The sequence below is a fragment of the Alteriqipengyuania triglochinis genome, assembly GCF_054655655.1.
In genome coordinates, this window is sequence record NZ_BAAHNC010000001.1 from 398,908 (window position 1) to 410,791 (window position 11,884).

Annotated in this window: 8 protein-coding genes; 2 read left to right on the forward strand and 6 right to left on the reverse strand. The window is 65.3% G+C overall.

Annotation, left to right across the window (positions count from 1 at the left end; translation table 11 throughout):
- Position 1: 1 nt before the first annotated feature.
- The 3 genes from ACYQ0L_RS02050 to ACYQ0L_RS02060 form a co-directional block, all read right to left on the reverse strand.
- Positions 2-3,691, reverse strand: coding sequence for an error-prone DNA polymerase (locus ACYQ0L_RS02050; RefSeq protein WP_459787263.1), 3,690 nt, complete (start codon positions 3,689-3,691; stop codon positions 2-4).
- Between the two features lie 113 nt (positions 3,692-3,804).
- Positions 3,805-5,256 (reverse strand): UdgX family uracil-DNA binding protein, encoded by a 1,452-nt coding sequence (locus ACYQ0L_RS02055; RefSeq protein ID WP_459787264.1) that lies wholly within the window; start codon positions 5,254-5,256, stop codon positions 3,805-3,807.
- A gap of 115 nt (positions 5,257-5,371) precedes the next feature.
- Positions 5,372-6,613, reverse strand: coding sequence for a putative DNA modification/repair radical SAM protein (locus tag ACYQ0L_RS02060; RefSeq protein ID WP_459787265.1), 1,242 nt, complete (start codon positions 6,611-6,613; stop codon positions 5,372-5,374).
- Positions 6,614-6,768: 155 nt separating this feature from the next.
- Between ACYQ0L_RS02060 and ACYQ0L_RS02065 the strand changes: the two genes are divergently transcribed.
- Positions 6,769-7,083, forward strand: coding sequence for a hypothetical protein (locus ACYQ0L_RS02065; RefSeq protein WP_459787266.1), 315 nt, complete (start codon positions 6,769-6,771; stop codon positions 7,081-7,083).
- 24 nt (positions 7,084-7,107) lie between these two features.
- Here ACYQ0L_RS02065 and ACYQ0L_RS02070 read toward each other — a convergent pair whose 3' ends face one another.
- Together ACYQ0L_RS02070 and ACYQ0L_RS02075 are read right to left on the reverse strand one after the other, a co-directional pair.
- Positions 7,108-8,664, reverse strand: coding sequence for a DUF6504 family protein (locus tag ACYQ0L_RS02070; RefSeq protein ID WP_459787267.1), 1,557 nt, complete (start codon positions 8,662-8,664; stop codon positions 7,108-7,110).
- A 2-nt stretch (positions 8,665-8,666) separates the two neighbouring features.
- Entirely contained in the window at positions 8,667-9,530 is an 864-nt protein-coding gene (locus ACYQ0L_RS02075) for a hypothetical protein (protein ID WP_459787268.1), read from the reverse strand.
- 131 nt (positions 9,531-9,661) lie between these two features.
- Between ACYQ0L_RS02075 and ACYQ0L_RS02080 the strand changes: the two genes are divergently transcribed.
- Positions 9,662-10,147: a pyridoxamine 5'-phosphate oxidase family protein gene (locus tag ACYQ0L_RS02080; RefSeq protein WP_459787269.1), complete on the forward strand. Its 486-nt coding sequence runs from the start codon at positions 9,662-9,664 to the stop codon at positions 10,145-10,147.
- Positions 10,148-10,211: 64 nt separating this feature from the next.
- Here the strand turns inward: ACYQ0L_RS02080 and ACYQ0L_RS02085 are convergent, their stop codons facing one another.
- Positions 10,212-11,798, reverse strand: a complete 1,587-nt coding sequence (locus ACYQ0L_RS02085) for an amino acid permease (RefSeq protein ID WP_459787270.1) — start codon at positions 11,796-11,798, stop codon at positions 10,212-10,214.
- Positions 11,799-11,884: the final 86 nt, after the last annotated feature.

Sequence of the window (11,884 nt, forward strand, 5' to 3'; positions counted from 1 at the left end):
CTCAATGAAAGTCGCGCGATTTGGGAATGATCCGGACATTGCGCGGATGGCTGCCGGTATTGGGCAGTTCGTCGATCAGGTCGCGCGGGCGGATCGCGCCTTCGCGAGCCGGATCGTCGGCCCCATCGCGCAGATCGTCGCGCGGGTTGATCTTGCCGCTCGGCAGCGGGCTGTTCACATGGTCCGCGCGCGCCAGCTGGTAATTCAGCGTGTCTTCGGAAAGCCGGGCGAGCATGTGCGTCGCGTCGGTCATGTGGTGGGCGATGACGTGGATCACCTCGTCGTCGTACTCCACCCGGCCACGCACCTCCATTAGCCGCGATCCCATCACCACCTTGCGCTGCTTTTCCTTGAGGTCGGGCCACACGACGAGGTTCACCACCCCCGTTTCGTCCTCCAGCGTGATGAAGCACACGCCCTTGGCGCTGCCCGGCCGCTGGCGGATCAGCACCACGCCCGCAACCTGCACCATGCTGCGGAACTTGCGTGTCCGCAGGTCGCAGGCCCGCACGAAGCCGCGCTGCGCAAGGTCGGCGCGCAGGAAGGCCATCGGATGCGCCTTCAGGCTGAGGCGGGTGGTCTGATAATCGGCGACCACTTCTTCGCTGAGCGGCATGACGGGCAGCGCGGTGCGCGCTTTCTCCGCCCCCTCGTCGCGCTCGTCCGCCGCGCGGAACAGCGGTAGGTCGGGCGATGCAATCAGGCTGCGCGCATCCCACAGCGCCTGGCGCCGCGGCAGGCTGAGCGACTGGAAGGCGTCGGCACTGGCGAGCCGCTCGACATGCGAGGGAGCAAGCCCCGCGCGGTCGCGCAGCTCGGCGACATCGCGGTAGGGGCCGTTCTCGACCCGCTCCGCCACCAGCTTGGCCGCGACATGCTCGGGCAGGCCGTCGATCTGGCGTAGGCCGAGGCGCAGGGCGATGTGCTTGTCGAGTCGGCCCTTGTCCGCCCCTTCCTCGCTTCCCTCGTCATCATCCCTGTTGCCATCACCTTCCCCGTCATTCCCGCGAAGGCGGGGATCCAGATGAGAGTTGCGATCTTCGGATAGGGCAGCTGGGCCCCTGCCTTCGCAGGGGCGACGGCTGACGTTTTTGGCAAGCTCCCGCCGCATATCCTCCAAAGTACAATCCCAGTCCGAAGCGTTCACATCCGCCGGCAGCACCGCAACGCCATGCTCGGCCACATCGCGCACGATCTGCGCGGGCGCGTAAAAGCCCATCGGTTGCGAGTTGAGCAGAGCGCACGCAAAGGCCGCCGGGTAGTGGCACTTGAGCCAGCTCGACACATAGACGAGGTGCGCAAAGCTGGCCGCGTGACTCTCCGGAAAGCCATATTCCCCGAAACCCTTGATCTGGTCGAAGCAGCGCTGCGAGAAGTCGGGGTCGTAGCCGCGCTCTATCATGCGCCCGACCATCATTTCCTCATGCGCGTGTACCATTCCCCGGCTGCGGAACGTGGCCATCGCCCGGCGCAGGCGATTGGCCTCTGCCGGAGAGAATTTGGCCGCATCGATGGCGATTTTCATCGCCTGTTCCTGAAAGATCGGCACCCCGAAAGTACGCCCGAGGATCGAGGAAAGCTCGTCTGACGGACCATGCTCGGGCGCGGGCGCAGGAAGCTGGAAATCGGTCTTTCCCGCGCGCGCCAATCGCCGCTGCTTGAGATAGGGGTGGACCATATCGCCCTGGATCGGGCCGGGGCGCACAATCGCGACCTGAACCACCAGATCGTAGAATTGGCGCGGTTGAAGGCGCGGCAGCATGTTCATTTGCGCCCTGCTCTCGACCTGGAATACGCCGAGCGAATCGCCCTTGCACAGCATGTCGTACACCGCCGGATCCTCCTGCGGGACGGTGGCGAGCGTCAGCGGCCGGTCGTAGTGGTCCTCAAGCAGGTCGAGGCACTTGCGAATACAGGTCAGCATCCCGAGCGCGAGCACATCGACTTTGAAGATGCCAAGATCGTCGATGTCGTCCTTGTCCCATTCGATGAAACTGCGATCGGGCATTGCGCCATTGCCGATCGGCACGGTCTCGTTCAGCAACCCATCGGTGAGGATAAAACCACCCACATGCTGGCTAAGATGCCGTGGCATTCCAATCATTTGGCTAGTGAGCGTGAGAACCCGCCTCAGGTGAGGATCGGTAATATCCATACCCGTTTCCGCCACGTGATCCTCGCCGATCTCGCGTCCCCAGGCACCCCACACGGTGCGTGCGAGGGATGCGGTGACGTCTTCCGACAGGCCCATCGCCTTGCCCACCTCGCGGATCGCCATACGCGGGCGATAGTGAATCACCGTGGCGCACAGCCCGGCGCGGTGCCGCCCATACTCCCTGTAAATGTGCTGGATGACTTCCTCGCGCCGCTCATGCTCGAAATCGACGTCGATATCGGGCGGCTCGCTGCGCTCTTCGGAAAGAAACCGGTCGAACAATAGCTGGTGCTCGGCAGGATCGACACTGGTGATGCCGAGGCAGAAGCACACGGCGGAATTGGCCGCACTGCCGCGCCCTTGGCACAGGATCGGTGGCGTCTGACTACGCGCGAAATCGACGATTTCCTTGATAGTGAGGAAATAGGGGGCGAGATCGAGTTTGCCGATCAGCTCCAACTCGTACTCAAGCGTGGCCTTAACTTTGGCAGGTATCTCATTGGAATAGCGCCAGTTTGCACCCTGCCACGTCTGCCTCTCCAGATATTGCTGCGGGGTCATGCCATCCGGATAGGCACGCCTTGGATATTCGTATTGCAACTGGTCGAGGCTGAAACTGCAGGCATCGGCGATATCGCGTGACGCCATGATTGCATGCGGCCAGCGCGCGAACAGGCGGACCATCTCTTCGGGCGATTTCAAGTGCCGTTCGGCGTTGGCGTGGAGCAGGTGCCCCGCGGCTTCCACGGTCGTCTTGTGGCGGATTGCCGTCATGACGTCATTCAACGGACGCCGCTCGGGCGCGTGGTAATGGACATCATTGGTGGCGAGCAGCGACAGGCTGTGCTCGCGCGCCATCGCGTCGAGCCGGTCGATCCGGGCGATATCGTCTCCGCGATAGAGGTAGGCGGCGGCAAGATGGCGCAGTGTGGGGAGTTGCGCGGTCAGGTGGGGAAGGAGCTTCGACAACGCGCCGGTGACCTCTTGGTCCGGAAAGCCCGATTCGACGCTTGGAAACGGCACGACGTTGCTCGGCACCGCAATCGTGAACTCGACATCCAGATCGCCGGGAGGCAGCAGCACCAGCTGCACATCCTCGCTATGCGCGGCGAGCATCGCGAGTGATATCTCGCACACGCCCTTGCCTTGCCACCCGCCGCCCAGCGTCTGCATCCGTCCGGCGGAGATCAGCCTGCACAACCGCCCATAGGCGGCGCGATCGCGCGGGAAAGCGAGGAAAGCCAGGCTCTCGACCGTCTCGATCCGTGTGCCAATAACCGGTCGTACTTTCACCCTCTTCGCCTCGGTATGTACGCGCACCACACCCGCCATGGTGTTGGCATCGGCAATGCCGAGCGCGTCGTAGCCGAGCGCGCGCGCGGTCAGCACCAGATCGACCGCGTCCGAACTGCCGCGCAGGAAGCTGAAGCACGAGACGAGCCCCAGTTCGACGAAAGGCGCGTGCGACGGCGGATCGACGTCATCGGGGTCGATCTCTATCCGGCGCTTGTCGGGGGTGAGCGGTGCCTCGGGCATGGTCGCACCCTCGCATCATCCCTGCGCAGGCAGGGATCCATCCACCCTCACCGACCGGCGCGAGGTGAACTGGACCCCCGCCCTCGCGGGGGTGATGGGATAGAGGGAGTTTCTCATTGCCCGGCCAGCTCCGCCAACCGCGCACGCACTGCGGCGAGGTCGGTATCGAACAGCGCGGCCTGTTTTTCGCGCGCCTCGCCATCGAGACGCAGGAGGTAGGAAGGGTGCGCGGTGACCCACAGCTCGCTTGCCCCCAGTCCATCAATGGCGTCCAGCGGAATGGCCTGCCCACGAACCTTGGAAATGCTCACCGTCTTGCCTAGCATCCCGCGCGCAGCACTCGCGCCCATGGCGAGCACCAGCTTGGGCTTCACCAAGTCGCGCTCGCTCTCGATCCACCAGCGGCAGGTGTCGATCTCCTTGGCGGTGGGCGACTGGTGCAGCCGCCGCTTGCCGCGCATCGTGAACTTGAAGTGCTTGACCGCATTGGTGACGTAGGCCGCACCGCGGTCGATACCCGCGCGTTCCAGATGCACGTCGAGCAGTTGCCCGGCGGGACCGACGAAGGGCCGCCCCTCTTGGTCCTCATGATCGCCCGGCTGCTCGCCCACGATCATCAGCGCCGCATCGGAAGGCCCCTCGCCCATCACCGCGCGGTTTTCGAGACAGCCGATCGGGCATTTGCGGCATCCCTCGATCGCAGCGCCGATCGCCTCCAGGCTTTCGGGACGTACGCCGTCATCGCGTTCGCCCGCTGCCACCATGGCGCTTTCGCGCTGCTGCGCACCCGCGATCAGTTCCGGGATAAGCGCGGCCTCCGGCAGGTTCTTCCAGTATTTGCGCGGCATCTCGGAAAGCATCGCGCCCACCTTCAGCCGTGCGGGATTGAAGATCGACGCGTAATAGGTGCGCCACAGGTCCTCGACCGGGTCGCCGTGGGGCGCGTCAGATTTTTGCGCGGGCGGCCCTTCGCGCATCTTCTCGCCATCCCAGTGGAGTGTGCCCTGCGGGGTCAGGATCGACCAGCGCATGCTCGCGAAACGGCGTCTGAAGAAGCCCGCATTGGCGCGCAGGATATGATGCTCGGGCTCGAACCACGCGATGTAGTGCTCTTCGCCGCTTTCCTCTTCCACCTGCCGGAAGCGGACGAAGGCGTGCATCTTATGGCTGTCGCGCCGCACGTTCTTGTCGAGTTCCTCCACGCGGCGGACATCCGGATCGGCTTTGTCCTCCATGATCTGCGGATTGCGCTGGAGCCGCCAGAGCAGGCGATAGAGCAGCGCGAAACGCGCGGGATCGCGATGCAGCGCGGCGTTCTGCGCGAGGCTGAGGTAGCGCTTGCTGGCGCGGACCGGAGGGGCATCGGCGGGTGGCTCTGGCAGGCGCATGCCGCCGCTCGAAAAGAGATCGCCGCTGCCGCCCGGCTCGACCCAGGCGAGCTTGTCGGGCGGGATATCGCACTGGATCAGCGCGCGCGCCCGCTCGCGCCAGAAGGCGAAGTCGTCGCTGCGCGGCAGCTGGACGGTGTAGTGCGCGTGGGGCTTGACGTGTTGGAGCGCGGTCATGAGGTCTCCCCCAAATCGTCACCCCCGCGCAGGCGGGGGTCCGGATGACGCTGCCGCTCCAGGCCACCTGTGTTATCTGGGTCCCTGCCTGCGCAGGGGTGACGGGAGAAGATGGTCATGCCGCGAACAGCTCCAGCTGCTCGGTCTTCGGCGCGAGCAGGCTGCGCAGGTCGGCGCGGTCGGTCAGCAGGGTGGGCCGCCAGTCGACCGTGCAGATAAAGGGCCGCACCTTGGTCAGCGACACGGTCAGCCGCGCCACATCGTCGAGGCGCAAGGTCCGGTGACGGCGCGAGGCGAGGATGCGCTGCACCGCCTTCACGCCCAGCCCCGGCACGCGCAGCAGATCCTCGCGGCTCGCGCGGTTGACGTCGACCGGGAAGCGCTCGCGAAACTTGAGCGCCCAGGCGAGCTTTGGGTCGATATCGAGCGGCAAATTCCCGTCGACCCCGGTCGCCTGCATAATCTCCTGCGGGCGGTAATCGTAGAACCGCATAAGCCAGTCGGACTGGTAGAGGCGGTGCTCGCGGATCAGCGGCGGGCGCTTCAGGGGCAGCACGGCCGAGGCATCGGGGATCGGCGAGAAGGCGCTGTAATAGACGCGGCGCAGGCCGAAACTGTCGTAGAGGCGGCTCGCCCGGCCTACGATATCCGCATCGCTCGCCGCATCGGCACCGACGATCATCTGGGTCGACTGGCCCGCGGGCGCGAAGCGCGGCGCGTGTTTGAAGCGCTTCTTCGCATCCTTCGCCTCGACGATGTCGCTGCTGGTCTTGCCCAGCGCGCCCTCGATCTGGCGCGCATTCTTGTCCGGCGCGAGACGCGTCAGCCCGGCATCGGTCGGGAGTTCGACATTGATCGAGACGCGATCGGCATAGAACCCGGCGCGGTGAATGATCTCCGGGTCCGCCTCGGGGATCGTCTTCAGGTGGATATAGCCGCGAAAATCATGCTCCTCGCGCAAGATCCGCGCGGCTTCCACGATCATCTCCATCGTGTGGTCGGAGCTCTTGATGATGCCCGAGGAAAGGAACAGCCCCTCGATATAATTGCGGCGATAGAAGCTGAGTGTCAGGTCCGCGACTTCCTGCGGCGTGAAGCGCGCGCGCCGCACGTTCGAGCTCTTGCGGTTGATGCAGTAGTGGCAATCGAAGATGCAGTGATTGGTCAGCAGCACCTTGAGCAGCGAGATGCACCGCCCGTCGGGCGCGTAGGCGTGGCAGATGCCCATCCCCTCGGTCGAGCCGATCCCGCCCTTGGTGCTGTTGCGCTTCGCCGTGCCCGACGACGCGCAGGAGGCATCGTATTTCGCCGCATCGGCGAGAATCTTCAGCCTGTCGAGGATCGGTGCGGAGCCCATATGTTCTTTATATGTTCACTTCCAGCCGATGACCAGACCCGTTGGCCCGGAACATAAAAAAACGATTTCAGCCGCTTGGCCTTATACACAGCTGCGAGGCATGATATTGCTCTTGCATCGACAATCGCGCATGATCCGATTGAAGGGGAGACAGAATGAACGATCTTTCGATCAATTCCGGTCTCGGCAATCGCCTGTGGCGGGTCGCATTGTGGGGGGCTTTCGTCGCCATTCTCATCGCGCCGCTCGCGGCGATGCAATTTACCGGCGAAGTGCACTGGACCTTTGGGGACTTCGGCATGGCGGCGCTGCTTTTGGGCACAACCGCGCTCGCCATCGAATTCGCGATCCGCAATATCGGGCGGCCGACATTTTGTGTCGCAACGGTTCTCGCGATTCTCGTGGCGCTGGTGCTTGTATGGGCAGAGCTTGCGGTGGGCGTGTTCGGAACCCCGTTCGCAGGCAGCTGACCGGCACCCTTCGCGCGCCTGGCATCAGGCGCAAAGCCCCTGCATGAACCATTCGGGCGCCCCTCCGCGCCCGTCTCCGGCAATGCCATAGCGATAGATCCAGTACCGCCGCCCGGCATCGTCCTCGATCCGGTAATAGTCGCGCAGGCGGGCAGTGCCGCGTTCGCGCCACCACTCGGGCGCGATCCGTTCGGGCCCCTCAACCCGGGCAACCTCGTGCACCTCGCCCCGCCAGCGAAACCTCTGCGGATAGCCATCAGGAGTCGCGTAGAGCACCGCGATGGGTTCTGCCCGGTCGAGCAGCTTGAGAGGCCTTGCATGGAAGCGCAGCTCGTCCTGCGCGGGCGGTTCGGGCTCAAGCGGCGGCTGCCAGCGCTGCGCGCGTTCGGGCACATGGCTGCCGCGCAGGATCGGGCGGCTGACGGCCCTGGCCCCGAGCCGGGTGGTCAGCCGGTCGACGAAGGCGGACAGCGAGGTGCCGTGGCGTTCGGCGGCCGCTTCCATATCGGCCTGGTCTGCGGCCACGGGCTCGGCCCAGCTGGCGCGCAAGCGAACCAGCTCGATCCCGAACCCCGCGTCGATATCGGCCAGCTTTTCCCCGAAGAGCCGCACAATATGCGCCGGGTCGCGCGTGGCGGCGGCCAGCTCTAGCGTTCTGACCACGACTTCCCCGTCGACCCGCCACAGCCCGAGGTCGAGGCGGCGCGCGCCCTGCCCCGCTCCTTCGAGTTCGCGGACCATGTCGCCGGCCAGATCGGCCAGCACGGTATCGAGCAGCGCGCGGTGGCGGATCGGCTCCATCAGACGGCGCTGCACCAGCGGCACCGATTGCGGTACGACCGGCAGCAGCGGTTCCGGCACCCGGCCGTGAAGTTGGTCCATCCGGAGCAGCGGGTTGGCGGCGGGCGACTTGCGGTTGCGGAAGCGGCGATGCAGCGCGTCGCGGCCAACCGTGCCCAGCTCGCCTAGCCGCTTGAGGCCGAGCCGCCGCAGCACGGTGAGCACGTCGTCGTCGAGCCGCAAGGCGGCGGCCGGCAGTTCGGACAGGCGTGCCTCCATGTCGTCCTGAGGCGCAAGAATGCTGCGATTCGGCCCGTAATGCGCCAGCGCCCACGCCGCGCCGGCGGTGGGCGCGATCGCCGCGCGGATTGCGAAGCCGCGCGTATCGAAGGCGTGATGCACATCCGCCAGCAGCTTCGCCTCGCCGCCGAACAGGTGCGCGACCGCAGTGACATCGACCAGCAGCCCGTCGGGCGGATCGAGCGCCGACCACGGCCCCCATCGACGCGCCCAGGCGGCAAGCTTTTCCAGCGCGACCAGATCGCCTGCCGGATCACCCGGCACGGCGGCGATGGATGGGCACAGCGTGCGCGCATCGGCGAGCATGGTGCCGGTCCGCGCGCCTGCCTGCCGCGCAGCGCCGTTCATGGCCTGAATGCGCGGACCATGCGCGGTCTCGGTAATCAGGACTAGCGGCTGCGCATCGGCACCTTCACCGTGCGGGCAGCCCTCACCAAGCCGCCAGCGGTCGATCGCGAAAGCGGCGAGCCAGATCGAGAGGATGCGACGGGGCGGTGCCATGCTCAACCAAGAACCCTCTCCCCATTCGGGGAGAGGATGGCGACGCTTGCTCCGAAGGAGCTAGCAAAGCCTGAAGAGGGGGATGCGGCGTTCGAAGCCTCAGTCCGCCCCTCTCCAACTTCGGCTAGGCCGCTACGCGACCAAACCTTCGTATCCTCTCCCCGCACGGGGAAAGGGATCTGCCGCTCCACCACCAGTTTACCGCCATCCTCGCTCAACCGCCATGTGCCCGGCGGATGGCTGCGTGCGCGGAACAATTCGGCCTGCCACGCTGGAACGCCCGGTGCCTGCTGGTTCCATTGCGGCTTTGCCGAGGGTGCAGACTGCACCGCCCATCGCTGCCGCGCGGAGGAAAGATCGCGCGTGCCGTCGAGCCGCACCAGCGTCAGCGGGACGCCGTGCCGTTCCGCCGCCAGCGTCAGCCGGCGCGACGCGGTGAAATCGAGCGCGCGCGCAGCCCCGGCGATCTCGCCGATCACAAAGGCAACATCGCGGCAACGCACCGCCTCTTCCAGCGCAAACAGCGCGTCCTCGTCTTTCTCGACCAGCACATGGATCAGGCGATGTCGAAGCTCTTGCGGCAGACCGGGGCGGAACGGGCGGCCGCCGCTCTTCACCGCGGCGCGGGTCTGCACCCACACCACCGCCCGGCGATCTTCCGCCTCCTCCGCCTCCCCTCGCGCACGACAGCGCCATGCATCGCGCGCAAGCGCGAGCGCCGCTCCCGCCCCGCTCCCCTCGCGCGAGGAGGCGAAAATCTCGACCTGTGCAACCGCGCCCAGCCCCGGCCGCCAGCGTCCTTCGCGGGCGACGCGGGCAAGCCCGGCGGCTGTATCGAGAGCAGGTATGGGAAGGTCTGGGATCATAGCGGAACGACTCATTTGTTCTTATTATGTTCCTATCCGCCCGCTTCGGCAAGCCTCCGAAGACTACCGTCCTTCGTCCATGTCGAAACAATCTCCCCACTTCGTCCGTTGCAAACCCAAAGGAGACGATAATGCGATACAAAGAAGGCAACGCCGACGAACTGCGCAAAAAATTCTGGAAGGCCCTGGCCGACAGTTCCTTCCTGTTCCTCCAGCTCGATAGCGACCCGAAGAGCGCGGTGCCGATGTCGGCGCAGCTCGACAAGGATGCCAACAGCTCGATCTGGTTCTTCACCCACACCAAGAGCGATTTCGCCAAGTTGGGCGCGGCGACCGCGACCTTCGAAGGCGAAGATCACGACATGTTCGCGCGCTTCCACGGCACGCTGGTGAAGGAAACGAGCAAGGAACGCTTCGACCAGTTCTGGAACAACTTCGTCGAAGCCTGGTATGATGGCGGCAAGGACGATCCCGACATCCTGTTCCTGCGCATGGACCTGGGCGATGCCGAGATCTGGAACGGCGACATGAACCTGCTCGAAGTCGGCAAGATGGCGCTGGGCATGAACGTCCATGAGGACGCAGAGAAGAAGCACGTCAAGGAAACGTCGCTGTAAGGCTGGCTTTCATCGACCGTCAGAAGGGGCGCCGCTCACCAGAGCAGCGCCCCTTTTTCATGCCTCACGCAGACGCAGACGGAGGATCGATCGGGACCAGCGCAGGCTCGCCCGCCACATCGTCCACTACTTCCACGATCCCGCGCGCCAGATGGCTGCGCGAACGGCTGTAGGCGAAATAGATCACGATCCCGATCAGCCCCCATCCGGGCAGGAACAGCATCGCCTCGATCGGCAGGTTGAGGAACAGGAATACGCACCCTGCGATGGTCAGCGGCGCGATCACCCATGCCAGCGGCACCCGGAAAGCCCGCGTCCGGGCCGGATCACGCCGCCGCAACACCAGCAGCGCAACCGCTACCATCATGAAGGCGTAGAGCGTGCCCGCATTGGAAATATCGGCTAGCTTGCCGACCGGGAAAAACGCCGCACCCAACGCCACGGCACCCCCGGTCAGCATGGTGACGACATGCGGCGTCCGGAACTTGGGATGCACCCGGCTGAGCCTCTCCGGCAGCAGACCGTCGCGCGCCATCACGAAGAAGATGCGCGTCTGCCCATAGATCAGCACCAGGATAACCGATGGCAGCGCCAGGAAGGCAGCGATGCCGAGAAGGTTGCCAACGCCCGACCATCCGATCTGGCGCAACACATGCGCCAGCGCCTCGTTGGAGCAGACCAGCGGCAGCTGGTCGGCCGCATAGGTCGCGCATTGGCGGGCCAGCTCCTCCGACCCGGCAGGAAACGGCACGCCATTCGGGCCCATGATCGGCTGCCCGCCAATCGTGCCGATCGCACCGGCCGCGACCAGGATATAAAACACCGTGCAGAACAGCAGCGATCCGACGAGGCCGATCGGCACATTGCGCTGCGGGTTCTTGGTCTCCTCCGCTGCGGTGGAGACCGCATCGAAACCGACATAGGCGAAGAAGATCGTCGCCGCCGCACCGACCGCGCCCAATCCCGAACCGAACCCACCGAACACGCCGGCTGGCAGGAACGGATTGAAATGGCTCGCATCGAAGGAGGGGCTGGCGAAGGTCAGCGCGATAAACGCGGTCAGCGCGGCGACCTTGATGAGGACCAGCACTGCGTTGACCTTCGCGCTCTCGCTGGTGCCGACCACCAGCAGGCCGGTCACCAGCAGCGCAATGATGAGCGCGGGCAGGTTGATCAGCCCGCCCGGTGCACCGCCCAGAACCAACGGCCCGGCAGCAAGCCACGGCGGCAGCTGGACGCCGAGTATCTCGTTAAGGAAGGTCCCGCTGAAATAGCCCGACCAGCCGACCGACACCGCGGCGGCCGCGATCGCATATTCCATGATCAGCGCCCAGCCCACGGTCCAGGCGAGAACCTCGCCCACGCTGGCGTAGCTATAGGTATAGGCGGACCCCGCGACCGGGATCATCGAGGCGATCTCGGCATAGCAGAGCGCTGCGATGATGCAGACCGCCCCCGCAATCGCGAAGGCGAGCATGAGGCCGGGACCGGCCTTCTGCGCACCTGCCGCCGTCAGAACGAAAATCCCGGTGCCGATCACGCAGCCAATGCCGAACAGCATCAACTGGAACCAGCCGAGAGTACGATGGAGAGACTTATTCTCCGCCGTCGCCAGAATAGCGTCGAGCGGCTTCACGCGGCCGAAAATCATGGGCGCAGATCCACGGTCCGGTTGCGAGACCCCCTCGCCCTGCCGACCGCGTCTGCGCCAATATTACAACTCGAAGACCTCGGGAA

Bases quoted from the DNA above. Each gene is read 5' to 3' on its own strand.
- ACYQ0L_RS02050 (WP_459787263.1), bottom strand. From the start codon at position 3,691: ATGCCCGAGGCACCGCTCACCCCCGACAAGCGCCGGATAGAGATCGAC.
- ACYQ0L_RS02055 (WP_459787264.1), bottom strand. From the start codon at position 5,256: ATGACCGCGCTCCAACACGTCAAGCCCCACGCGCACTACACCGTCCAG.
- ACYQ0L_RS02060 (WP_459787265.1), bottom strand. From the start codon at position 6,613: ATGGGCTCCGCACCGATCCTCGACAGGCTGAAGATTCTCGCCGATGCG.
- ACYQ0L_RS02065 (WP_459787266.1), top strand. From the start codon at position 6,769: ATGAACGATCTTTCGATCAATTCCGGTCTCGGCAATCGCCTGTGGCGG.
- ACYQ0L_RS02070 (WP_459787267.1), bottom strand. From the start codon at position 8,664: ATGGCACCGCCCCGTCGCATCCTCTCGATCTGGCTCGCCGCTTTCGCG.
- ACYQ0L_RS02075 (WP_459787268.1), bottom strand. From the start codon at position 9,530: ATGATCCCAGACCTTCCCATACCTGCTCTCGATACAGCCGCCGGGCTT.
- ACYQ0L_RS02080 (WP_459787269.1), top strand. From the start codon at position 9,662: ATGCGATACAAAGAAGGCAACGCCGACGAACTGCGCAAAAAATTCTGG.
- ACYQ0L_RS02085 (WP_459787270.1), bottom strand. From the start codon at position 11,798: ATGATTTTCGGCCGCGTGAAGCCGCTCGACGCTATTCTGGCGACGGCG.